Source organism: Aeromicrobium sp. CF4.19, from assembly GCF_051262555.1.
Lineage (GTDB): Bacteria > Actinomycetota > Actinomycetes > Propionibacteriales > Nocardioidaceae > Aeromicrobium.
In genome coordinates this window covers 11783-34762 of sequence record NZ_JBIMEU010000004.1, presented here as the reverse complement: position 1 = coordinate 34762, position 22980 = coordinate 11783, and the positions used below count along the sequence as shown (strand labels likewise).

Below are 22980 nucleotides of genomic sequence, written 5' to 3'. Positions count from 1 at the left end.
CTACGACGGCCGCAGACGTGCGCTCACCAGACGCTCAGGCGTAGGAGACGCCGGTGGAGTGCAGGGGGCAGTAGCCGAAGGGATTCTTCGCGAGGTACTGCTGGTGCTGCTCCTCGGCATAGAAGTACTCATCGAGCGGCACGATGGAGGTGGTGATCCGGCCGAACCCCGCTGCGGTCATCTTCTGCTGGTACAGCTCGCGCGAGGCCTCGGCGGCCGCGGCCTGCTCGGGCGTCGTGGTGAAGATGATGGAGCGGTACTGCGACCCGCGGTCGTTGCCCTGGCGCATCCCCTGCGTGGGGTCATGGTTCTCCCAGAAGGTGCCCAGGAGCTGCTCGTAGGTGACCTGCTCCGGGTCGAAGACGACCCGCACCACCTCGGCGTGCCCGGTCCGACCGGAGCACACCTCGTCGTACGTGGGGTTGGGGGTCTGGCCGCCGGCGTAGCCCACCGAGGTGGACCACACGCCCGGTACCTCCCAGAAGGTCTTCTCCTCGCCCCAGAAGCAGCCGAGTCCGAAGACCGTCTCCTGCATGCCGTCCGGGACCTCGGTCTCGATCGGCGTGCCGAGCACGGCATGGCGACTGCCCACGTCGTGGGCGCGCGTGTCGCGGCCGGGCAGGGCGTGCGCTGCGTCGGGCAGCTCGGTCTTGCGGGTTCCGAAGATCAACGTGACCACCTCACTCAAACAGCGTACGCCGTCGCATAGTCTCTCTGACGTGAGGGAAGCGCAGCGGTGAGTACACGCCACGAGGTGCCGTTCGGGATCGAGGTCGCCGCCCAGTGGGCCTGGCGGCTGATCCTCATCGCCGCGGCAGGGTACGGCGTCTTCTGGCTCCTCGGCTTCTTCTCCGAGATCAGCATCCCGATCGCCGTCGCGCTGCTCGGGACGGCGCTGGCGATCGGCGTCGTCGACCGGCTGGAGCGCTGGGGACTGCCCCGGCTGCTGGCCGCGTTGATCGCGGTGATCCTCTTGGTGCTGGCCGTCTTCGGCCTGCTCACCCTGGTGGGCCAGCAGCTGTCCACGCAGTTCGACGACCTGCGAACCCAGGTCGTCGCCGGCATCGCCGAGATGCAGGCCTGGGCGCAGGACGGACCCCTGAACCTCAGCGATCGACAGCTCGCCACGTCCATCGAGGGCGTGCAGGACGCCATCGCCACGTTCGGGCAGAACGGTGCCGTCGACCGGGTCGCCGCCATCGGCCTCACGCTGACGAACTTCGTGACCGGGTTCTTCATCGCGCTCTTCGCCATCTTCTTCTTCCTCTACGAAGGTGACCGGATCTGGGCCTTTGTCGTCACGCTGTTCCCGCGTGCGTCTCGGGCCAAGGTGAACTCCTCGGGCGCGGCCGCCTGGCAGAACCTCACCAGCTTCGTGCGGGCGACCGTGATGGTCGCCTTCATCGATGCCGTCGGGATCGCCGTCTCCGCCTGGGTCCTGGGCGTGCCGCTGGCCTTCGCCATCGGTGTGCTGGTCTTCATCGGAGCGTTCGTCCCCGTCATCGGCGCCCTGCTCTCGGGCTTCGTGGCGGTGGCGGTCGCCCTCGTGGCCCAGGGGCCGCTCACCGCGGCGATCATGCTGCTCGCCGTGATCGTGGTGCAGCAGGTGGAGTCGAACGTGCTGCAGCCCTTCCTGATGGGGCACTTCGTGGCGGTCCACCCGCTGGCGATCATCCTGGCCATCGTCGGCGGCATCACCGTCGGCGGCATCGTCGGCGCCCTGGTGGCCGTGCCGCTCGTCGCGTGCCTCAACGGCGTCGTGCGTCACCTGGCGGCCGAGGCCGGCGCACCGCTGCAACCCGACGGCCTGCCGGAGGAACCTCCACCCGATGCGGTCCTGGGGCAGGACTCCGACCACCAGGGGCCCATGAGCGGACCCGGGAACGCCTCGTGACGGTCCGGCTGACGGACGTCGAGCAGGCCAGGTCGATGCTCGACCAGGTGGTGGAGGAGACGCCGCTGGCCCACTCCCGCTGGCTCAGCACCAAGACGTCGACCCCGGTCTTCCTCAAGTGCGAGAACCTCCAGCGCACCGGGTCGTTCAAGATCCGCGGCGCCTACGTGCGCATCGCCCGGCTCAACGCCGCCGAGCGCTCCCGCGGCGTGGTGGCTGCGAGCGCCGGCAACCACGCGCAGGGCGTGGCCCTGGCCGCCCAGCTGCTCGGCTGCCGCGCCACGATCGTGATGCCTGATGGGGCCGCCCTGCCGAAGGTGCAGGCGACGCTGGGGTACGGCGCGCACGTGGAGTTCGCAGGTGCGGGGGTCACCGAGGCCCTGGTGCGCGCGCAGGAGATCGCCGAGGAGACGGGCGCGGTGCTGATCCACCCGTTCGACCACACCGACATCCTCGTCGGGCAGGGCACGGTGGGCCTGGAGATCCTCGAGCAGCTGCCCGACGTCTGCACCGTGGTGGTGCCCCTCGGCGGCGGAGGGCTGGCCGCGGGCATCTCCCTGCTGCGCGACCGACGTCCTGACGTCCGGGTGGTCGGCGTGCAGGCCGAGGACGCCGCCGCCTACCCCGGGTCGCTCGCCGAAGGTCGTCCCGTGCGGGGCACGATGGGGCCGACGATGGCCGACGGCATCGCCGTGGCCCAGCCGGGCCTGGTGCCCTTCGAGGTCATCGCCGAGCAGCTCGACGAGGTCGTCACGGTGAGCGAGGAGTCCATGAGCCAGGCGCTCATCGGGCTGCTCGAGCGCGCCAAGATGCTCGTCGAGCCTTCCGGGGCAGCAGGCGTCGCCGCGATCCTGGACCGCCCGGACGCCTTCCGCGGCCCGATCGTCTCGGTCCTGTCCGGTGGCAACATCGACGCCCTCGTGCTGCTGGACGTCATCCGGCACGGGCTGTCGGCCGCCGGACGCTTCATGCACCTTCGGGTGCGCTTCTCCGACCGCCCGGGCTCGTTGATGAGCCTGCTCAGCGAGCTCGCCGCCAACGGGATCAACGTGCTGGACGTGGCGCACGACCGGTCCGCGGACTCCCTCGGCGTCCGAGAGGTCGAGGTGGCCATCGAGGCCGCCACGCGTGGGCCGGACCACCGCGACGCGGTCCGCGAGCGGCTGACCGGGCTGGGCTACGACCTGCGCTGAGGCGGGGTGGTCAGAAGGGCTTGGCCTCGACGACCTCGACGGTGAGGGTGTTGCCGTTGGGGGCCTCGTAGGACACCTCGTCGCCGACCTGGTGGCCCAGGAGCGCGGCACCCAGCGGGGAGGTGGGCGAGTAGACGTCGAGGTCGACGGCGGAGTCCATGCTGAGCAGCTCGCGTGAGCCGAGCAGGAACGTCTCGGTCTCGGTGTCCCCGGAGAAGCGGATCGTGACGCGCATGCCGGCCTCGACGAGACCGTCGTCGGCGGGCTTGTCACCGACCTCGGCGCGGCGGAGCATGTCCTCCAGCTGGCGGATCCGGCCCTCGATCTTGCCCTGCTCCTCGCGGGCAGCGTGGTAGCCGCCGTTCTCCTTGAGGTCGCCCTCGTCGCGCGCGGCGGCGATCTTGGCGGTGATGTCGGCACGCACGTCACCCTTGAGGTGCTCGAGCTCCTCGGCCAACCGGTCGTAGGCCTCTTGGGTGACCCAGATGGTGTCGGTCTCGGTGGGCTGCGTCATGTGCGGCTCCTTCGACGTACGGAACCCCAGGCACCTGCCTGGGGTTGAACGACGAGACTAGCAGTCCTCAGGCCGCGCGGCACGTCCTCAGGATCCCCGTGACGGCCCGGCTCTGGGTCTCGATGTCGATCTCCAGACGGATACTGGGGCGCTCGGAGGCATCGAGCTCGACGGTCCGCTCGCCGACGACGGAGGCGTCGAGCGCCTGGGCCTGGACGGTGCACGTGACTGCCACGGGCTCGGGCCGGCGGACGTCGAGCGTGACGACGGTCCGGCTGTCGCTCACGACCTCGTACGCGTACAGCTCGGCGCTCACCGGGGCCTCGTCGAGGGCCACCCAGGCGGCCCACGCCACGCCGAGGGCGATGCCCACGGCGGCGAAGACGGGCCAGAACCAACGGGGCGCCCGACGCGTGCCGTAGCGGTCGTCGAGGGTGCTCACCGGCCCATTCTCTCAGGGTGGGCGAAGCCGGTGGCGGGCACGCTCGTCGCCCTCACGATCTGCACCGGACCGGTGCCTGGGCAACCCGGACATCGCCCAGCCGGTCGCTCCCGCAGCGCGGCGCGGGCCGAACCGGTGCCGGTCCGAGGGAAGATATGGGGGGCCGCGGTGGTTGACTGGGAACGTGACTGAGCAGCTGCGGTTGATGCACGTGCACGCGCACCCGGACGACGAGTCCAGCAAGGGTGCCGCCTCGACGGCGAAGTACGTGGCGGAAGGGGTCGACGTGCACGTCGCCACCTGTACCGGTGGCGAGCGGGGGAGCGTGCTCAACCCGAGCTTCGACCACCCCGGCATCCTCGACGACCCCGAGCTCATCGCCCAGATCCGTCGCGAGGAGATGGATCGCGCGCGCGAGGTCCTCGGCGTCCGCCAGGACTGGCTCGGCTGGGTCGACTCCGGGTGGCCCGAGGGCAACCCCAAGCCGCCGTTGCCCGAGGGGTGCTTCGCGCTCGTCCCGCTGGAGGAGGCGGCCGAGCCGCTGGTGCGCCTGATCCGCTCCTTCCGTCCGCACGTCATGACCACGTACGACGAGAACGGCGGCTACCCGCACCCGGACCACATCAAGTGCCACGAGATCAGCCTGCACGCCTACGAGGCGGCGGCGGACCCCGAGCGCTACCCCGACGCCGGCGAGCCGTGGCAGGTCAAGAAGCTCTACTACCACTTCGGCTGGAGCCATGCGCGCGTCACGGCCATCCACGAAGCGGTCCTGCGGCACGGCCTGGAGTCCCCGTACGCCGAGCGGCTGGCGAAGTGGGAGATCGACGAGGAGCACGAGAAGCGCGTCACGACGCGGGTCCCGTGCGCCGACTTCTTCGAGGTGCGCGACCAGGCGCTGCTCGCCCACGCGACGCAGATCGACCCCAACGGCTTCTGGTTCTCGATCCCGCGGGAGGTCCAGGCCGAGGCGTGGCCGACGGAGGACTTCGAGCTGGTCCGCTCCGAGGTCGAGTCCGAGCTCCCGGAGGACGACCTCTTCGCGGGCCTGCGCTGACTCCGGCGGTCCGGGTCTCGCCGTCGCGGGCGTAGGCTGGGTTCATGGGTGAGCTCGTGGTGCTGCTGGCCGGTCAGGACCAGCCGGGGCTGGATCCCGACATCGTCAAGCCCGGGTGGGTCGCGCTCATCGTGGTGGTGCTCCTGTGCCTGGGCGTGTTCGTGCTCGTGCGCTCGTTCGCCAAGCACACCCGACGTGCCAACCAGCCGTGGGAGGGCGATGAGCCCGCCACGTCCGAGGACCACGGCGCAGACCCACGCGACTGACCGTTCCGCCCGCGGCGACCGACGCGACGCGAACCAGACCGACCTGATGCCGTCGGGATGTCGTCGACGTCCGCGCGCCCGCCGGTCTCGCCGTCGTCGAGCGTCATGTTGGAGGGTCGGGTAAGACTGCAGCATGGTCGGACGTCGCGGACGCAGGGCCGGGGCCCTCGTCGTCGCGGCGGCGCTGGGACTGGTGGCCGTGGCCACCGTCGCCTCGGTGCACGCCTTCGGCGATGACGCGGTCGAGATCACCGAGACCACGCTGAGCATCCCGGCCGGACCGGAGCCGGACGGGGCGGTCGTCGAGCTCGACGCCTCGGTGTTCGTCCCCGCGGCCGACGCCGCCGGGGCCGACCGTGACGGGCGCCGTGCGGCGGTGGTGCTCACCCACGGCTTCGGCGGGAGCAAGGAGAGCGTCGCCGACCAGGCACGCGAGGTGGCCGCCGACGGGTACGTCGTCCTGACCTACACCGCACGCGGCTTCGGCGCGTCGGGCGGGCTCATCCACCTCGACTCGCCCGACTTCGAGGTCGCCGACGTGTCCGCGATGATCGACGTGCTCGCGGCCCGGGACGACGTGCGCCTCGACGGGGCCGGGGACCCGCGCGTGGGAATCGCCGGAGCGTCCTACGGCGGCGCTGTCACGTTGATGGCGGCAGGCAGCGACGACCGGGTCGATGCGATCGTGCCGGCCATCACCTGGAACGACCTGGGTCAGAGCCTGTTCCCCCAGAACGCGGCCGCCGGGGACGACGCGTCACCGCGGACGCCCGCCGCGTCCACCCCGGCGGCCGACGCCGGAGTCTTCAAGCGTCGGTGGGCCTCGCTGCTCTTCGCCTCCGGGCTCGGCGGTGCGCCTGCCGGACCCGGTGCCACCGGCACTGAGCCCGAGCCGGACATCGACCCGTCGTGCGGTCGCTTCGCCGATGACGTCTGTGCTGTCTACCAGGACGTGGCCACGTCCGGCCGACCCACGGAGGCAGCCCTGGACCTCCTGGGACGTTCGTCGCCCGCGCCGCTGCTCGATCGGGTCACTGCCCCGACCCTGATCGTCCAGGGCCTGCAGGACTCGCTCTTCGGGCTCGACCAGGCCGACGCCAACGCCCGCGGCATTGCGGTGAACGGCACCACCGTCGCCGTGCACTGGATCGACGGCGGGCACGACGGCACGGGCGCCGACGCGGCAGGCTCGGAGCTCACCGAGCCGGCGCTGGCGTGGTTCGACCACCACCTCCGCGGGGGCGACGACCCGGGCGACGACTTCACGTTCGTGCTGCCGCAGTCGATCCTCGAGGACGGTGCTCCGGAGCAGCTCTCGGCGCCCGACTACGCCACGTCCGAGGAGCTGGACCTCGCGCTGACCGGGGACCCCCATCCCGTGCTCTCCCCGCCCGGTGGCGAGCCGGCGGCCGTCACGAGCCTGCCCGGCACCGGCCCGCTGCTCTCGGCGGCGTCTGGGGTCGGGGGTGCGGGCTACGCGCTGGCCGTGCTGCCGGGTCAGTCGGCGGCCTTCGGCACCGAGCCCCTCGAGTCCACCACGACCGTCGTCGGATCGCCTCGCGTGCGCCTGTCCGTCACCTCGACGACCACCGACGCGACGCTCTTCGTCTCGGCGTGGGTCGCTGACGCCGACGGAACAGCAGCGCTCCCGCGTCAGCTGGTGTCGCCCGTCCGGCTCGAGGAGCTCACGCCCGGTCAGGCACGCGAGGTGGACGTCGCCCTGCCCGCCTCGGTGTACCGCATCGAGCGGGACCAGACGCTGCGGATCGTGGTGTCCAGCACCGATGCGGCGTACGCCGTCCCGAACGATGCCCGCACCTACCGTGTGGCGCTCACTGACGCGGCAGCCGTCCAGGTGCCCGTCGTCGACGCGCAGCGGGCCGCCGGCACCGGGGCGCTCGCCCCCACGCCCCTCGTGGTCGCCGTCGCACTCCTGGCGCTCGCTGCCGCGGGCACGATGCTGTGGTCACGCCGCCGGCACCGACCGACCGCGGTGGTCGACGACCTGCGTGAGGTCCCCCTGGCCGTGAACGGCCTGGTCAAGGAGTACGCCAGCGGCTTCCGTGCCGTCGACGGTGTGACGTGGCGTGCCGAGCGTGGCCAGGTCGTCGGTCTGCTCGGACCCAACGGCGCCGGCAAGACCACCACGATGCGCATGCTCGTCGGGCTGATGAAGGCCGACGAGGGCACCGTCCACGTCCTCGGCCGAGAGGTCACCGCCGGCGCGCCGGTGCTGGCCCGGGTCGGCGCCCTGATCGAGGGTCCCGGCTTCCTGCCGCACCTCAGCGGCCGCGCCAATCTGCACGCCTACTGGGCCGCGACCGGACGATCCGACGACGAGGCCGGCGTCGAGGAGGCACTCGCCACCGCTGACCTGGGGGCCGCCGCCGAGCGACCGGTCCGCTCGTACAGCCAGGGCATGCGCCAGCGCTTGGGCATCGCCCAGGCCATGCTGGGACTGCCGGAGCTGCTCTTGCTGGACGAGCCGACGAACGGTCTCGACCCGCCGCAGATCCGCGCCATGCGCGGCATCCTCGCGCGGTACGCCGCCGGTGGGCGCACGGTCGTCGTCTCGAGCCACCTGCTGTCCGAGGTCGAGCAGACCTGCAGCCACGTCGTGGTGATGCACCGCGGTCGTGTGGTGCTCGAGGGAGCGGTGGCCGACCTCGTGCAGGAGTCCGGGTCGACGCTCGTCTCCGTCGAGGGAGGCGACCCGGACGCTGCAGCCGAGGTGCTGCGTCCGGTCGAGGGCGTCTCCGACGTCGAGGTCGAGCCCGATGGTCGGCTCCGCGTCCGCGGCACGGTCGAGCGCCCCCGGCTCGTCGCGACCCTGGTCGAGAACGGCGTGCCGGTCTCCTCGGTTGACGGCCGACGCCACCTCGAGGAGGTCTTCATGGCCCTGGTCGGAGGCGGCGAGCCCGCGCAGGTCGAGCAGGAGGTGCCGTCGTGAGCGCCGTCTCGTCACGCCCGGCCCAGCCGCGGCAGCCCAGGCCCCAGCCACGTCGGCCGAGGCCGCTGCCACTGCGCGCGGAGATCGGCCGACAGCTCGGCCGTCGCCGCACCAGGCTGTCCTTCGGGTTCGTCCTGCTCCTGCCGCTCCTGCTGGTCGGGGCCTTCGCCCTCGGCTCGGACGGGAACGACGAGGGTGGCGGCACCAGCTTCGTCGACCTCGCGCAGGTCGGGCCGGCCAACCTGGCGGTGTTCGCGCTGTTCGCGTCGACGGGCTTCCTGCTGGTGGTGCTCGTCGCACTCTTCGCCGGCGACGCCGTGCCGGCCGAGGCCAGCTGGGCGACGCTGCGCTACCTGCTCGCGGCGCCGGTGCCTCGTGGCAGGCTGCTCCGGGTCAAGCTCGCGGTCGCGTCGCTGACGAGCCTCGCTGCGCTGGTCCTGCTGCCGCTGTGGTGCCTGGTGGTCGGGTGGGTGGCCTACGGGACGGACTCCTACCGCGGACCGTCCGGTGAGCAGCTCTCGTGGGGCGAGCTCGCGCCGCGGCTCGCGCTGGTGGTGGCCTACCTCTTCGTCAGCCTGTTCTTCGTCGCCGCGCTCGCGTTCCTCGTCGGGGTGCTCACCGACGCGCCCCTCGGCGCCGTCGGCAGCGCGGTGCTGCTGACGATCGTCTCCAACATCCTCGATGCCATCCCGGCCCTCGGTGACCTCCGTCAGGCGCTTCCCACGCACGGGCAGTTCGCGTGGGCCGACGCGCTGCAGCGAGACATCGACTGGTCGGGCATGACCTCGGGTGCCCTGTGGTCGATCGCCTACTCCGTCGTGCTGCTCACGGTGTCCTTCGTCCTGTTCGCCCGCAAGGACGTCCTCAGCTGAGGGGTCGAGGCCCCGGGGCCGGTGAGGTCGGACGGCCTGGCCGAGCGCGACCACCGGTGGACGAGGATGGACGCATGACGAACAGGCTCGCCACGGCAACCTCGCCCTACCTGCTGCAGCACGCCGAGAACCCGGTCGACTGGTGGGAGTGGGGGCCGCAGGCACAGGCCGTCGCGCAGGAGCTCGACCGGCCGATCCTGCTGAGCGTCGGGTACGCCGCCTGCCACTGGTGCCACGTGATGGCGCACGAGTCGTTCGAGGACGCCGGCACCGCGGCCTTCATGAACGATCACTTCATCAACGTCAAGGTCGACCGCGAGGAGCGTCCTGACGTCGACGCGGTGTACATGCGTGCCACCCAGGCGATGACCGGCCAGGGCGGCTGGCCCATGACCTGCGTGCTGACCCCCGACGGCAGGCCGTTCTTCGCCGGGACGTACTTCCCGCCGGAGCCCCGTCAGGGCATGCCGGCCTTCACGCAGGTCCTGCAGGGACTGGCCGACGCCTGGGAGAACCGGCGCGAGGAGGTGCTGCAGGTCGGTGGCGACGTGCTGGAGCACCTGCGCGAGCCGATGGACGCCCGCGGGGGAGCGCTGACCTCGCAGGCGTTGGACGACGCCGCCGCGGCCCTCGTGGACCAGCACGACGACGAGGCCGGTGGATTCGGCGCCAGCCCCAAGTTCCCACCCTCGATGGTGCTGGAGTTCCTCCTGCGCCAGCACGCCCGCACCGGTGCCGCCCGGACGCTGGAGGTGGTGCGTTCCACGACCGACGCGATGGCACGCGGCGGGACGTACGACCAGCTCGCCGGCGGGTTCGCGCGCTACAGCGTCGACCGGTTCTGGCGGGTGCCGCACTTTGAGAAGATGCTCTACGACAACGCCCAGCTGCTGCGGGTGTACCTGCACCTCCTGCGCGTCGAGGCGGGTGTCGGGGACGCGTCAGGGGCACCCGGGCCGGCCGGGCGGGTCGCCCGGGAGACGGCGGACTTCCTCCTGGCCGAGCTGCGCACGCCCGAGGGCGGGTTCGCCTCGGCGCTCGATGCGGACTCCGATGGTCACGAGGGCACGTTCTACGTCTGGAATCCCAACCAGCTGATGAAGGTCTTGGGCGCCAAGGACGGGGCGTGGGCCACCCGCCTGCTCGGGGTCACCGGCCCCGGCACCTTCGAGCGGGGCTTCTCCACGCTGCAGCTGCGCGAGGACCCCGACGACGTCGAGCGGTGGGCCGACGTCCGGGAGCGTCTGCTCCGCGAGCGCTCGACGCGCACCCGTCCGGCGCGTGACGACAAGGTCGTCGCGGCCTGGAACGGGCTCGCCGTCACCGCCCTGGCCGAGGCATCGGTCCTGTTCGACGAGCCGCGCTACGCCGAGGCGGCCATCACGGCGGCCGCGCTCCTGGCCGACCTCCACGGCGTCGACGAGGGTCCGTTCGTGCGGACCTCGCGTGACGGCGTCGCCGGCGCCACCGCAGCCGTCCTGGAGGACCACGGCTGCGTGGCGGAGGCGTTCGTCGCCGTCTTGGGCATCACGGGCGACCCGGTCTGGCTGAGACGGGCCGAAGCGTTGCTGGACCGGGTGCTCGATCACTTCGTGGACCCCGAGGGTGGCTTCTTCGACACCGCCGACGATGCCGAGCAGCTCGTGGTGCGGCCCCAGGACGCCTCGGACAACGCACACCCGTCGGGGACGTCGGCGGTCGCGCACGCCTTTCTCGCGGCTGCCGCCGTGACGGGGGAGCAGCGCTACCGGGAGGGTGCGGAGTCGGCGATCGCCTCGGCCGCCGAGATCGGCCGACAGGTCCCGCGGTTCGCCGGCTGGACGCTTGCCGCCGCCGAGGCCGTGCTGGCCGGCCCGGAGGAGATCGCTGTCGTCGGGCCGGACCGCGACGCCATGCACCGGGCCGCGCTGCTGCGCGGCACTCCCGGTGCCGTCGTGGTGGCGTCGGCATCAGGGTCGGACGAGGTGCCGCTGCTGGCCGGTCGCGAGGCCGTCGACGGCCTGGCCACGGCGTTCGTCTGCCGCGACTTCGTGTGCGCGCTCCCCGTCACCGACCCCGACGCCCTCGCAGCTGCCGAGAGCTGATGCCGGTCGGTGACGGGTGGATCGGTGCGTGAGCAACCGAATGGACCGGTATCCGGTTGCTGAGGCACCGACGGATCCCCAGGAGCCACCTTTCGGTTGCTGAGGCACCGATCCGGTGGGTCAGAGGGGGCCGACGTCCGTCACGATGAGGACGGCCTCGCCGACCTCGTCGCTGGCGTCGAGGTCCACGGTGGCGGAGAAGCCCCAGTCGCGGTGGCCCTCGGGGTCGTCGAAGGTCTGCCGCACGTGCCAGGTCCGGTCCTCCACCCGCACCGAGAACATCGCCGGGCCTCGGGCCTGCGCACCGGTGCCGAGGTCGGGGTACTCCGCGGCGTAGTCCTGCATCGCCGCGGCCCAGTCGACCTCGGGGTCGAGCTCGGCGAGGGGCTCCCAGCGGCGCAGGGCCGCCAGCTCCACCCGTCGGAACGCCGCGTTGCGCACCAGCACCCGGAAGGCCCGTTCGTTGCGGGTGACCGCGTGGGCAGGTCGACCCTCCTCGGCCACCTCGCGGGCCCGCTCCACCGACGCCGGGTCCTTGGGATCGACGAGGTCCTCCCACTCATCGAGCAGGCTGGAGTCGGTCTGGCGGACCAGCTCGCCGAGCCACTCGATGATGTCGATGAGCTCCTCGGTCCGGGCGGCCTGCGGCACGGTGCGCGACAGTGCGCGGTAGACGTCGGAGAGGTAGCGCAGCACGACCCCCTCCGAGCGCGCGAGGCCGTACTCCGACACGACCTCGGAGAACGTCATCGCCCGTTCGGCCATCTCGCGGACGACCGACTTGGGCCGCAGCTCGTGGTCGGCCACCCACGGGTGGCCCTGCCGGTAGGTCTCGTAGGCTGCCTCGAGCTCGTCGCGCAGAGGCTTGGGGTGCTCGACGTCCTCCAGGGCCTCCATCCGTTCCTCGTACTCGATGCCGTCGGCCTTCATCTCGGCCACGGCCTCCCCCCGGGCCCGGTCGCGCTGGGCCCGGATGATCGGCCTCGGGTCCTCCAGCGTCGCCTCGATGACCGAGACGACGTCGAGGGCGTAGTCAGGTGCCTCGCGGTCCAGCAGCTCCAGCGCGGCCACCGCGAACGGCGAGAGCGGCTGGTTGAGGGCGAAGTCGCGCTGCAGGTCGATCGTGAGTCGCAGCGTCCGGCCCTCGTCGTCGGGCGGATCGACCTGTTCCACCACGCCGCCGGAGAGCAGGGACTCCACGATGCCCTCGACCTCCGCGAGCATCCGCTCCTGCGTGGCCTCGTCCTCGTCGCTCTCGTGGACGAGGCGCTCCAGCGCCGCCCGGGCGTCGCCGGGCCGGGCCAGCAGGTTCAGTACCATCGAGTGGCTCACCTGCAGCCGGGAGGTGAGCGGCTCCGGCGTGCCGGTGGTCAGCTTCTCGAAGGTCGCCTCGCTCCACGTGACGCGCCCCTCGGGGGGCTTCTTGCGCACCACCTTGCGACGCTTCTTGGGGTCGTCGCCGGCCTTGGCGAGCGCCTTGAGGTTCTCCACCTCGTGGTCCGGGGCCTGCACGACGACCGACCCCGTCGTGTCGAACCCGGCACGCCCGGCGCGCCCGGCGATCTGCGCGAACTCGCGCACCTGCAGCTGGCGCTGGCGACGGCCGTCGTACTTGGCCAGGCCGCTGAACAGCACGGTCCGGATGGGCACGTTGATGCCGACCCCGAGGGTGTCGGTGCCGCACACGACGGCCAGCAGGCCCTGCTGGGCAAGGGTCTCCACGAGGCGTCGGTACCGCGGCAGCATCCCCGCGTGGTGCACGCCGATGCCCATGCGCACCAGACGCGAGAGTGTCTTGCCGAAGGCGGAGCTGAACCGGAAGGAGCCGATCGCCTCGGCGATGGCGTCGCGCTGCTCCCGGCTCGCCAGCTTCACGCTGCTGAGGGCCTGGGCGCGCTCCAGCGCGGACGCCTGGGTGAAGTGGACGATGTAGACCGGGGCCTGGTGGGTCTCGACGAGCTCGGTCACGGTGTCCTGGACGGGGGTCGTCACGTACGACGTCACGAGCGGCACGGGCCGCTCGCTCGACGACACGACCGCGGTCTCGCGTCCGGTGCGCCGCGCGAGGTCCTGCTCCAGCCGCGTCGTGTCTCCGAGTGTGGCGGACATCAGCAGGAACTGTGCGTGCGGCAGCTCCAGCAGGGGGACCTGCCAGGCCCAGCCACGGTCCGGGTCGGCGTAGTAGTGGAACTCGTCCATCACCACGAGGCCGACGTCCGCCGTCTCGCCCTCGCGCAGAGCCAGGTTGGCCAGCACCTCGGCCGTCGCCGCGATGATCGGAGCGTCGGCGTTGACGGAGGCGTCGCCGGTGAGCATGCCGACGTTCTCCGGGCCGAAGACGGCGCACAGGTCGAAGAACTTCTCGCTGGCCAGTGCCTTGATCGGGGCGGTGTAGACCGTGCACTCGTCGCGGGCGAGGGCCGCGGCCATGCCCGCCGTGGCCACGAGGCTCTTGCCCGAGCCGGTCGGGGTGGCGAGGACGACGTTGGAGCCGGAGACCAGCTCGAGGATCGCCTCGTCCTGGGCCGGGTACAGCGTCAGGCCGCGATCCTTCACCCACGTCGTGATCGCGTCGTAGACGTCGTCGGGCGAGGCGCCTGTCGCAATGTCGAGCCCGGACTGCGCCGGGACGCTCATCGGGTCTGGTAGGCGAGCAGGCTGACGCCGATGTAGTGGACGATGAAGGCGGCGATCGTCATCGTGTGGAAGATCTCGTGGAAGCCGTACCAGCGCGGCCACGGGTTGGGCCACTTGAAGCCGTAGGCCAGCGCGCCGAGCGTGTAGAGCCCGCCACCGACGACCAACATCGTCAGGACGGCCGTGGAGGAGTTCGCGGTGAACTCGCCCCAGTACAGCACCGCCGCCCAGCCGAGCATGATGTAGAGCGGCACGTAGATCCAGCGCGGCGCGCCCACCCAGAAGATGCGGAACGCGACGCCCAGCAGCGCACCGCCCCACACCAGGGACAGCATGATGGTGGCCTCGCGGGCGTCCAGGATGAGCAGCGAGAACGGCGTGTAGGACCCCGCGATGAGCAGGAAGATGTTGGCGTGGTCGATGCGCTTCCAGATCATCCGCGCCTCGTCCGACCACGGCCTGGTGTGGTAGAGCGCGCTGCAGGTGAACAACGCCATCGCGCTGACCATGAAGACCGCGACGCCGGCGCGGACCTTCACGTCGTCGGCGATCACCATCATCACCAGGAAGGAGAAGAAGGACAACGGTGCGGTGGCCGCGTGCAGCCAACCCCGCAGCTTCGGCTTGATCTCGTCGAAGTTCTCGCGCAGGGTCTCAGCACGCTCCTCGCTGACGGTCTCGGAGTCTGTGCGGGGCATGTGATGAGATTAGCGGCATGGGTCTGAGTGATCTGGCGTACGGCGCCTACGAACGCAGGATCCTGCGTCGGCTCGACCCCGAACGCCTCCCTCGGCACGTCGGCGCGATCGTCGACGGGAACCGCCGGTGGGCCAAGGACGCGCGGATGGACCTCGAGCAGGGCTACCACGCGGGAGCCGCCAAGGTCGATGAGTTCCTCGACTGGTGCCACGACCTCGGCGTCGGGACCGTGACGTTCTGGGTGCTCTCCACCGACAACCTGCAGCGCCCGGCGGTCGAGCTCACCAGCATCCTCGACGCCGTCGAGGCGCTGGTCGCGCGATTGTCCGCGGACGGTCGGTGGAAGGTCCGGCTCCTGGGCAGCCTCGCCCTGCTCCCGCAGGAGTCCGCCGAGCGGCTGCGCACGATGGTCGAGGCGTCGCCCGGCGAGGGCGCCGCGATGCAGGTCAACGTGTGCGTCGGCTACGGCGGACGCCAGGAGCTCACCGACGCGATGCGTTCCCTGCTGCTGCACGAGGCCGCCCAGGGCCGGTCGCTGGAGGACGTCGCCTCCACCCTCGTCGTCGACGACATCGCGGAGCACCTCTACACCAAGGGCCAGCCCGATCCCGACCTGGTGATCCGCACCTCCGGCGAGCAGCGCCTCTCCGGCTTCCTGCTCTGGCAGAGCGTGCACAGCGAGTTCTACTTCTCCGACGCGCTGTGGCCCGCCTTCCGCCGGGTCGACCTGCTGCGGGCGATGCGTTCCTACGCTGCCCGTGAGCGGCGCTTCGGCACCTGAGCGGCCGCCCCGGCAGGTCTCCCGGAGTTCACGGCGACGTAACGCGTGCCCTGGCGTGTCTCCCGGTCCCGGTGCCGTGACGGACGTACGTTGCAAGAGTGTTGATGCTCGCCCCTGAGTGCAGCCGCCCCACCCGCATCGAGGAGTAGGGCCGGCGCAGGTGGCGCGCGGGCCCGTCCAGGAGCAGTCGTGACCGATCAGCCCAGCACCGCCCTGCAGCGCACCTACGTCCTCGACACCAGCGTCCTGCTGGCCGACCCGGGAGCGATCAACCGGTTCCACGAGCACGAGGTCGTGATCCCGGTCGTGGTCATCACCGAGCTGGAGGCCAAGCGGAACCACCCCGAGCTCGGCTACTTCGCCCGGACCGCACTGCGCCACCTCGACGACCTGCGGGTCAAGCACGGCATGCTCGACGTCCCCCTGCCCATCGGCGAGGAGGGCGGCTCGATCCGTGTGGAGCTGAACCACACGAACCCCGAGGCGCTGCCCGCCGGCTTCCGCCTCGGAGACAACGACACCCGCATCCTCTCCGTGGCCAAGAACCTGGCCGACGAGGGTGCAGAGGTCACGCTCGTCTCCAAGGACCTGCCCATGCGCGTCAAGGCGTCGTCGGTGGGCCTGATCGCCGCGGAGTACCGCGCCGAGCTGGCCCTGGAGTCGGGCTGGACGGGCATGCACGAGCTGGACGTGCCCAGCGACGACCTCGACACCCTCTACGAGGAGGGCACGCTCGACCTGCTCTCCCTCGACGTCGCCGGCGCCGCGGACCTGCCCTGCCACACCGGCCTGGTGCTGCTCTCGGACAAGGGCAGCGGGCTGGGGCGAGTCACTGCCGACAAGCAGGTCCAGCTCGTGCGCGGTGACAAGGAGGCGTTCGGGATCCATGGGCGCTCCGCCGAGCAGCGGGTGGCCCTGGACCTGCTCCTCGACCCGGAGGTCGGCATCGTCTCGCTGGGTGGTCGCGCCGGGACGGGCAAGTCGGCCCTGGCCATCTGTGCGGGGCTCGAGGCGGTCATGGAACGTCGCCAGCACAAGAAGGTCGTGGTGTTCCGGCCGCTGTACGCCGTCGGTGGCCAGGAGCTCGGCTACCTGCCCGGCAGCGAGTCCGACAAGATGGGCCCCTGGGGACAGGCCGTGTTCGACACCCTCGGCGCCGTCACGTCGCCTCACGTGGTCGATGAGATCCTCGACCGCGGGATGCTGGAGGTCCTGCCGCTCACGCACATCCGCGGCCGCTCGCTGCACGACTCCTACGTGATCGTCGACGAGGCGCAGTCCCTGGAGCGCAACGTCCTGCTGACCGTGCTGTCGCGGATCGGCGCCAACTCCAAGGTGGTCCTGACGCACGACGTGGCGCAGCGCGACAACCTGCGCGTCGGCCGTCACGACGGCGTCGTGGCCGTGGTGGAGAAGCTCAAGGGCCACCCGCTGTTCGCCCACGTCACCCTGACCCGCTCGGAGCGCTCCCCGGTGGCGGCGCTGGTCACCGAGATGCTCGAGGACATCGGGGTCTGACCCGGTGGTCGGGGCCGCTGCGCAGGGCGGCCCCGACCTCGCGGACCACGCCGTGGCGACACCCCCGCTGTGGCACAGTGGCATCGTGATGCAGAGGGGAGTGGCGAGGGTCCTGTGCGCCCTCGTGCTGCTCGCGCTCGCGGCCTGCTCCGGGGCAGGCGACGACCGTGACACCGAGGGGGGCGAGCAGGACGGGACGCCGGTCCTGCACTGGTACACCGGCCCGGACCGCGTCGACACCGCCGCGCTCGCGCAGGCCTGCACCCTCGAGGCTGACGGCGCCTACGAGATCGAGGTCGAGCCGCTGCCGGAGGACTTTGACGAGCGCCACGCGATGCTCGTGCGCCAGCTGTCCGCCGACGACGACTCGATGGACATCATCACCCTCGACAACGCCCTCACGACCGAGTTCGCCTCCGCGCAGCTGCTGGCGCCCATCCCCGAGGACCTCAAGGAGCCCTTCGCCGAGGGCGTCTTCCCCGACGCGCTGCTGGCCGCGAGCGACGGCCAGCAGCTCGTGGTGGCCCCGTGGTGGTTCGACCCCTACCTGCTGTGGTGGCGCGGGACCACCGCCGAGCGTGCCGGGCTGGACGTCTCCGAGCCGGTCGCGTGGCAGGACCTGCTCGACGGGGCCGAGCGTCTCGACGTCGGGATCGAGATCGACGATCCCGGCGGCAACGCCCTCCCCGCGCTGGTCAACGCGCTCGTCGCCGGGGCAGGGGGCACCGTCCTGGAGGGGCAGGGTCGCTTCCCCGAGATCGGGCTGGACTCGGGCGCCGGCCGGGCGGCGGCGGACCTCGTGGCGAGACTGGGTGACGTCGGCCCCGAGGACGGCCCCAGCGCAGAGGCGCCGGAGCGGTTCGCGGCACGCAGCGGCTCCTTCCTGCTCGCTCCCAGCTCGGTCGTCACCGATCCCGCCCTGGCCGGCGTCGCGCGGGACCTGCAGTGGGCGGCCTTCCCCGTCGTCGATGAGGAGAGCGTCGCCCCGGTGGACGGCGCCGGGCTGGCGGTGCCGCTGTACGCCCCCCGCAGCGACCTCTCCTACGACGCCATCAGCTGCCTGACGTCACCCACGTCGATGCGCGAGATGATGATCGACTCCGGCCACAGCGCGGCCCGGGCCACGGCCTACGACGACCCGGCGGTCATCGAGGGGTACCCGCTCGCCGACGTCACCCAGCCGGCCGTCCAGACCGGCGCCACCGTGCCCTCGACGCCCTACTGGCCGCGGGTCCGCGAGGCGCTCGTGTCGACGTGGTCGCCGACCGGTGGCGTCGACCCCGACCGGACGCCGGGGCTCTCCGAGCGGGCCGTGCGCGACGCCGTCGCCGGGAGGCTGCCGTGAGGTGGGGGCGCCGCAAGGACGGGCCGCGTGACGACGACGGCCCGGAGAGGGAGGACCTCCCCGAGCCCCCGCCGGCCGACGAGTCCGACGCCGTCGACGAGACGGAACCGGCCCGCGAGCCCGACGGCACCGACCCGCCCGAGGTCATCGATCAGCCCGAGGTCGCCGACAGGTCCGAGGTCGCCGACAGGTCCGAGAGGGACGACGAGTCCGAGATCGTCAGCGAGACGCCGACGGAAGGTGAGCCCCCGGCGGGATCGTCGACCGAGCTCGTCGTGCCCGCCGGCCCGGCCTCCACCACGGTGCGCGGCGAGAGGCGGCGGGGATCGCCCCGGCCCCGCGCGCTGGGCCGCTCCGGGTTCCTCCTGGTGCTCCCGGCGCTCCTGCTCCTCGCGGTCGTGACGCTGTGGCCGCTGGGTCGTGCGGTCGTGGAGTCGCTGTACCGGTCCTCCCTCGTCACCCCGGACGACCGCACGTTCGTGGCGCTGGAGACCTACGCCTCGGTGCTGTCCAGCGACACGTGGTGGACCGCCGTGGGGGTCACCCTGGCCTTCGTCGCTGCCGCGGTCCTCCTGCAGCTCGTGCTGGCCACACTCTTCGCCACCACGCTGCGGCGCCTCACCCACGGCACCCGCTGGCTCGGTGTCCTGCTCCTGGTGCCCTTCGGCGTGCTGTCGGTCGTGGCCGCCACGAGCTGGCGGGACGCCCTCACGGCGGGGTTCGGGCCGGCGTGGTTCGGCTACGACGGCGAGTCGACGGCTGCGGCGTGGACCGCGCTCCTGGCCTCGGAGGTGTGGCGCGGCACCGGCATCACCACGCTCATCCTGCTGGCCGGCCTCACCCGGGTGTCCCCGGCCCTGCTGGAGGCCGCGCTGGCCGACGGGGCCAACGCCTGGCAGCGGTTCTGGCGGGTCACGCGGCCTGCTGCCGCGCCGGCGATCGCGGTCGCGGTCGTCTACCGGGCGCTCGATGCCCTGCGCGTCCTGGAGGGCCCCCTCGTGGCCGAGGGCGAGGGTGTCCGGACGGTGTCCCTGCTGGTGTGGGACACGACGTTCGAAGGGCTCGAGCTCGGTCTCGGAGCTGCCGTCTCGGTGCTGCTGCTCCTGCTCGCGGCGCTCGTCGCGACGGCCCTGGCCGCCCTGCTGCGGTTGAGGAGGACGCTGTGAGACCCACCGTCCGCTCGCGCCTCGTGGCGGCCGTCGTCGCCTTCGTCCTGGGCTTTGTCACGGCCAACGTCGGCGTCCTGGTCATCACCGGACCCGACCGTTGGCTGTGGCTCGGCGTGGCAGCCGTCCTCATGGTCACCGGAGCAGTCGGCGTGCTGGTCGCCGACACCCGCAGACCACTGTCCCTGTGGGCCGTTCTCGGCGTCGAGCTCATGCTCGTCGTCACCCTCGTCCCTCTGCTGTGGGTCGTCACCGTCGCCACCTCCTCCGGTGACGCCGTGCCCGAGAGCATCCTGCCGACGTCGTTCTCCTGGGGAGCGTTCGAGACGGCGGTCGGTGCCGGGACGCTGCGAGACGCCACCCTGACGTCGCTGCTCGTCGCCGTGACGTCGACGGCGGTGTCGATGCTCGTGGCGGTGCCGGCGGCGTACGCGCTGGTCCGGCGTGCCGTGCCCGGACGGCGTGCGGTGTACCTCGCCTTCGCGGTCGTCCTGGTCGTCCCACTGGTGGCGCTCGTCGCAGGAGCGGCCCTGCAGCTGGGCGACCTCGACGTCGTCGGCCACTGGCTCGCCCTCGTGCCGGCGACCCTCGTCCTCGGACTGCCCCTGGCGCTGTGGCTCAGCGTCACCGTCATGCTGCGCACGCCCTGGAACCTGCGTGACTCCGTCCGTGCGGACGGTGCCACGCGAGCCCAGGAGCTGCGGGGCTTCGTCCTGCCCGTGCTGGCACCGTCGCTGGTGCTCGTCGCGGCGCTGGTGCTCGTCGTGACGGCGGGCGACGCCGTCGTGGGTGCTGCCCTCGCCCCCGGGCCCGACACCCGCACGCTGCCCGCAACGTTGTTGCTGGCCGGTGGCACGCTGGACGCCGCCCCGTCGACCGTCGCGGCCACCGGCCTGCTGTGGCTCCTGCCCGTCCTGGTGCTGCTGGCGATCGCGCCACGCCGCATCGCCCACCTGATCGGAAGGACGTACCGATGACCTCCATCGAGCTGCGGGACGTGACCCTGGAGGCGCCCGACGGCACGCTCCTGCTGGACGGCATCGACCTGCTCGTGCCGTCCGGGAGCACGGTCGCGGTGTGCGGCCCGCCCGGGGCCGGAAAGACGGCGCTGCTGCGGGTCCTGATCGGTCTGGACGAGCACAGCGACGGCGACGTCCTGCTCGACGACGTCGTGGTCAACGCCGTCGGCCCGCGGGACCGTGACCTCGCGATGGTCTTCCAGGACTTCGCGCTGCACCCGCACCTGGACGTGCGCGACAACCTCGCCTTCGCGAGCCGGTTGCGGCGTCACGACAAGGGCGAGCTGGCCGCACGCATCGACGAGGTGGCCGCGTTCCTCGCGCTGTCGCCGCTGCTCGACCTCAAGCCGGCCGAGCTCGACGAGGCCCAACGGCAACGGGTCGCCATCGGCCGTTCGCTCGTGCGCGAGGCCCTCGCCTACGTCTTCGACGAGCCGTTCTCCGCCCAGCCGGATCGCGTCCGCACGCACGTCCGGTCCGTGACGGTGCAGTGGCAGCGCGAGAGCCGGCACACGTCGATCGTCACCACGGCGCGCGTCGACGAGGCACTCACGCTCTCCGACCGCGTCGTCGTCATGCACCAGGGTGCGGTGCGGCAGGTCGGTTCTCCCGATGAGCTGTACGCCCACCCCGGCGACCTCTTCGTGGCCGCCTTCCTCGGCCAGCCCGCGATGAACCTGCTGCCGGCCACACGGCAGGGTTCCCGACTGGTCTCGCCCGTCATGGACGTCCCGGTGGACGACGCCATGGACAGGCTGCTGGGCGACCGGCAGGACGTCATCATCGGGATCCGCCCCGAGCACTGTCTCGACGGCACGTCCGAGGCCGGCCGCTCCGTGCATGACGGCCTCGAGCTCACCTCCCGCATCGACGACGTGGAGTGGCGCGGCGGAACGCAGCTGGCCTACCTGGGCTACGAGCTGGAGCCGGAGGTGCAGGAGCGGCTCGAGGCCGTGGAGGACGCCTTCGACTTCGATCTCTTCCAGCAGTTCTTCGTCGCCGAGCTGCCAGCGGTCAGCGGTGTCGAGCCCTCCCGCCTGCAGTCCGGCCAGACGGCGCGCATCGTCGTGCCGCGCGACCGTCTGCACGTCTTCGACGCCGTCAGCGGCGACGCCCTGCGAGCCCTGTGAGCGAGACGACGACCGCGCCCGTTCGACAGGGGGGAGCGTGGCGGTGGGCCGCACCGTGGGCGATGGTCTGCGCGGTGCTGTACGCGACGCTGGCGATCCTGCGGCACCGGCGGCTGACGCCCACGTCCTGGGACAACGCGATCTTCGAGCAGGCACTGCGGGGCTACGCCGACCTCGGGTGGCCGATCGTCGACATCAAGGGTCCGGGGTTCAACCTCCTGGGGGACCACTTCCACCCCGTCGTCGCCCTGCTCGCGCCCGTCTACCGGATCGTCCCGGCCCCGGAGACCCTGCTCGTGGCCCAGGCGGTGCTGCTGGCGCTCTCGGTGCACGTCGTCACGTCCCTGGCCGTTCGCCATCTGGGGCCCTGGTTCGGCCTCGGCCTCGGCGTGGCGTACGGGCTGTCCTTCGGCCTGGCCTCGGCGGTCGCCGCGCAGTTCCACGAGGTGGCCTTCGGCGCCCCACTGCTGGCGCTGGCGGGTGCCGCCTACGTGGAGCGTCGCTGGCGGGCCGTGGTCCTCTGGACCCTGCCCCTGCTGCTGGTCAAGGAGGACCTCGGGCTCACGGTGGCGATGGTCGGACTGGTGCTGTGGTTGACGGGGGAGCGGCGTCGAGGTCTGCTGCTGGCGGCCGTCGGCGTGGTCGGGGCGGCGCTCGTGGTGCTGGTCGTGCTGCCGGCGTTCAACCCGGCGGGGGTCTATGACTACACGTCCAACGCCGGGGGTGATGCCGGGGTGGCCCTGACGTTGTTCACCGGGGTGGAGCGCAAGCTGCTCACGGTCCTGGTCACGTTCGGCGTGACGGGCCTCGCTGCGCTGTTCTCGCGGTGGTCGCTGCTGGTCCTGCCGACGTTCGCCTGGCGGTTCGTGGGTGACGTCGAGTTCTACTGGGGCACGGACTGGCACTACTCGCTGCTGCTGATGCCGATCGTCTTCGTGGCGGCGGTCGACGCGATGGCGCGCCACCGGGAGCTGCGATGGGCCACGGTCCCGGCGCTCGTCGTCACGGCCGTGATGCTCGTGGGCTCGCCCCTGGCCTCCCTCGCGGACCGCGACACGTGGCGCGAGGGCCCGCGGGAGGCGGCGGCCGCCGAGGTGATCGCGCAGCTCCCGGACGACGCGAGCGTGGTCACCGACATCGGCCTCATCACGCACCTGGGCACCGAGCGGACGGTCTACTGGATCGGCACCGCCGGGGACGAGGTGTCGCCGGACCACGTCCTGCTCGACCAGCGCGGCGGCCTCGGCTCACCGACCGACATCCTGCAGTACGCCTCGACGACGTTCGGCGGCTCCTGGACCCTCGTCGTCGACGAGCAGGGTTACCAGCTCGCCCGCCGCACCCCGTGACGGTTTACCACGGTCCCTCGGCAAACCCGCACTGTCCTGACACATGACAGCACCAACATCCCGA

19 protein-coding genes are annotated in these 22980 nt (G+C 71.9%); 14 read left to right on the top strand and 5 right to left on the bottom strand.

Annotated features, from left to right (window positions below; genetic code table 11):
• Positions 1–34: 34 nt before the first annotated feature.
• Positions 35–679, bottom strand: a complete 645-nt coding sequence (msrA, locus tag ACHAAC_RS10010) for a peptide-methionine (S)-S-oxide reductase MsrA (RefSeq protein ID WP_435716025.1) — start codon at positions 677–679, stop codon at positions 35–37.
• Positions 680–736: 57 nt separating this feature from the next.
• Here msrA and ACHAAC_RS10005 point away from each other — a divergent pair, with 57 nt between their 5' ends.
• The gene (locus ACHAAC_RS10005; RefSeq protein ID WP_435716023.1) at positions 737–1894 is read left to right on the top strand and encodes an AI-2E family transporter; all 1158 of its coding nucleotides are present in this window, start codon (positions 737–739) and stop codon (positions 1892–1894) included.
• Entirely contained in the window at positions 1891–3087 is a 1197-nt protein-coding gene (gene ilvA / locus ACHAAC_RS10000; RefSeq protein ID WP_435716021.1) for a threonine ammonia-lyase, read from the top strand. The genes ACHAAC_RS10005 and ilvA overlap by 4 nt, the downstream gene beginning before the upstream one ends.
• Before the next feature lie 10 nt (positions 3088–3097).
• On the opposite strand, the gene greA is transcribed toward ilvA, so the two are convergent.
• A complete protein-coding gene (gene greA, locus ACHAAC_RS09995; protein WP_435716019.1) occupies positions 3098–3601 on the bottom strand; it encodes a transcription elongation factor GreA in 504 nt (167 codons plus the stop codon).
• Positions 3602–3668: 67 nt separating this feature from the next.
• A complete protein-coding gene (locus tag ACHAAC_RS09990) occupies positions 3669–4043 on the bottom strand; it encodes a DUF4307 domain-containing protein (protein ID WP_435716018.1) in 375 nt (124 codons plus the stop codon).
• A 184-nt stretch (positions 4044–4227) separates the two neighbouring features.
• Between ACHAAC_RS09990 and mca the strand changes: the two genes are divergently transcribed.
• The 5 genes from mca to ACHAAC_RS09965 all read left to right on the top strand — a co-directional run bounded on the left by mca (position 4228) and on the right by ACHAAC_RS09965 (position 11272).
• A complete protein-coding gene (gene mca / locus ACHAAC_RS09985) occupies positions 4228–5100 on the top strand; it encodes a mycothiol conjugate amidase Mca (protein ID WP_435716016.1) in 873 nt (290 codons plus the stop codon).
• Positions 5101–5144: 44 nt separating this feature from the next.
• Complete coding sequence (locus tag ACHAAC_RS09980) at positions 5145–5366, top strand: hypothetical protein (protein WP_435716014.1); 222 nt, start codon at positions 5145–5147, stop codon at positions 5364–5366.
• Between the two features lie 133 nt (positions 5367–5499).
• On the top strand, positions 5500–8316 hold the full coding sequence (locus ACHAAC_RS09975) for an alpha/beta fold hydrolase (RefSeq protein ID WP_435716013.1): 2817 nt from the start codon (positions 5500–5502) through the stop codon (positions 8314–8316).
• A complete protein-coding gene (locus tag ACHAAC_RS09970; protein ID WP_435716011.1) occupies positions 8313–9188 on the top strand; it encodes an ABC transporter permease in 876 nt (291 codons plus the stop codon). The genes ACHAAC_RS09975 and ACHAAC_RS09970 overlap by 4 nt, the downstream gene beginning before the upstream one ends.
• Before the next feature lie 74 nt (positions 9189–9262).
• Positions 9263–11272 (top strand): thioredoxin domain-containing protein, encoded by a 2010-nt coding sequence (locus ACHAAC_RS09965; protein ID WP_435716010.1) that lies wholly within the window; start codon positions 9263–9265, stop codon positions 11270–11272.
• Between the two features lie 120 nt (positions 11273–11392).
• Here ACHAAC_RS09965 and ACHAAC_RS09960 read toward each other — a convergent pair whose 3' ends face one another.
• Both ACHAAC_RS09960 and trhA read right to left on the bottom strand, forming a co-directional pair.
• Positions 11393–13909, bottom strand: a complete 2517-nt coding sequence (locus tag ACHAAC_RS09960) for a DEAD/DEAH box helicase (protein WP_435716008.1) — start codon at positions 13907–13909, stop codon at positions 11393–11395.
• A complete protein-coding gene (gene trhA, locus ACHAAC_RS09955) occupies positions 13906–14607 on the bottom strand; it encodes a PAQR family membrane homeostasis protein TrhA (protein ID WP_435716007.1) in 702 nt (233 codons plus the stop codon). Before trhA ends, ACHAAC_RS09960 begins: the two co-directional genes overlap by 4 nt.
• A 17-nt stretch (positions 14608–14624) precedes the next feature.
• Here trhA and uppS point away from each other — a divergent pair, with 17 nt between their 5' ends.
• The 7 genes from uppS to ACHAAC_RS09920 all read left to right on the top strand — a co-directional run bounded on the left by uppS (position 14625) and on the right by ACHAAC_RS09920 (position 22916).
• Positions 14625–15389, top strand: a complete 765-nt coding sequence (uppS, locus tag ACHAAC_RS09950; protein WP_435716006.1) for a polyprenyl diphosphate synthase — start codon at positions 14625–14627, stop codon at positions 15387–15389.
• Positions 15390–15578: 189 nt separating this feature from the next.
• The gene (locus ACHAAC_RS09945; RefSeq protein ID WP_435716005.1) at positions 15579–16907 is read left to right on the top strand and encodes a PhoH family protein; all 1329 of its coding nucleotides are present in this window, start codon (positions 15579–15581) and stop codon (positions 16905–16907) included.
• An 88-nt stretch (positions 16908–16995) separates the two neighbouring features.
• A complete protein-coding gene (locus ACHAAC_RS09940) occupies positions 16996–18252 on the top strand; it encodes an extracellular solute-binding protein (protein ID WP_435716395.1) in 1257 nt (418 codons plus the stop codon).
• Positions 18249–19418, top strand: coding sequence for an ABC transporter permease subunit (locus ACHAAC_RS09935; RefSeq protein WP_435716003.1), 1170 nt, complete (start codon positions 18249–18251; stop codon positions 19416–19418). Before ACHAAC_RS09940 ends, ACHAAC_RS09935 begins: the two co-directional genes overlap by 4 nt.
• The gene (locus ACHAAC_RS09930) at positions 19415–20395 is read left to right on the top strand and encodes a hypothetical protein (protein WP_435716002.1); all 981 of its coding nucleotides are present in this window, start codon (positions 19415–19417) and stop codon (positions 20393–20395) included. The genes ACHAAC_RS09935 and ACHAAC_RS09930 overlap by 4 nt, the downstream gene beginning before the upstream one ends.
• Positions 20392–21567, top strand: a complete 1176-nt coding sequence (locus tag ACHAAC_RS09925) for an ABC transporter ATP-binding protein (protein ID WP_435716001.1) — start codon at positions 20392–20394, stop codon at positions 21565–21567. Before ACHAAC_RS09930 ends, ACHAAC_RS09925 begins: the two co-directional genes overlap by 4 nt.
• Positions 21564–22916: a DUF2079 domain-containing protein gene (locus ACHAAC_RS09920; protein ID WP_435715999.1), complete on the top strand. Its 1353-nt coding sequence runs from the start codon at positions 21564–21566 to the stop codon at positions 22914–22916. The genes ACHAAC_RS09925 and ACHAAC_RS09920 overlap by 4 nt, the downstream gene beginning before the upstream one ends.
• The last annotated feature ends 64 nt before the right edge of the window (positions 22917–22980 follow it).

Bases quoted from the DNA above. Each gene is read 5' to 3' on its own strand.
- ACHAAC_RS09925 (WP_435716001.1), top strand. From the start codon at position 20,392: ATGACCTCCATCGAGCTGCGGGACGTGACCCTGGAGGCGCCCGACGGC.
- ACHAAC_RS09980 (WP_435716014.1), top strand. From the start codon at position 5,145: ATGGGTGAGCTCGTGGTGCTGCTGGCCGGTCAGGACCAGCCGGGGCTG.
- uppS (WP_435716006.1), top strand. From the start codon at position 14,625: ATGGGTCTGAGTGATCTGGCGTACGGCGCCTACGAACGCAGGATCCTG.
- trhA (WP_435716007.1), bottom strand. From the start codon at position 14,607: ATGCCCCGCACAGACTCCGAGACCGTCAGCGAGGAGCGTGCTGAGACC.
- ACHAAC_RS09940 (WP_435716395.1), top strand. From the start codon at position 16,996: ATGCAGAGGGGAGTGGCGAGGGTCCTGTGCGCCCTCGTGCTGCTCGCG.
- ACHAAC_RS09965 (WP_435716010.1), top strand. From the start codon at position 9,263: ATGACGAACAGGCTCGCCACGGCAACCTCGCCCTACCTGCTGCAGCAC.
- greA (WP_435716019.1), bottom strand. From the start codon at position 3,601: ATGACGCAGCCCACCGAGACCGACACCATCTGGGTCACCCAAGAGGCC.
- ACHAAC_RS09975 (WP_435716013.1), top strand. From the start codon at position 5,500: ATGGTCGGACGTCGCGGACGCAGGGCCGGGGCCCTCGTCGTCGCGGCG.
- ACHAAC_RS09960 (WP_435716008.1), bottom strand. From the start codon at position 13,909: ATGAGCGTCCCGGCGCAGTCCGGGCTCGACATTGCGACAGGCGCCTCG.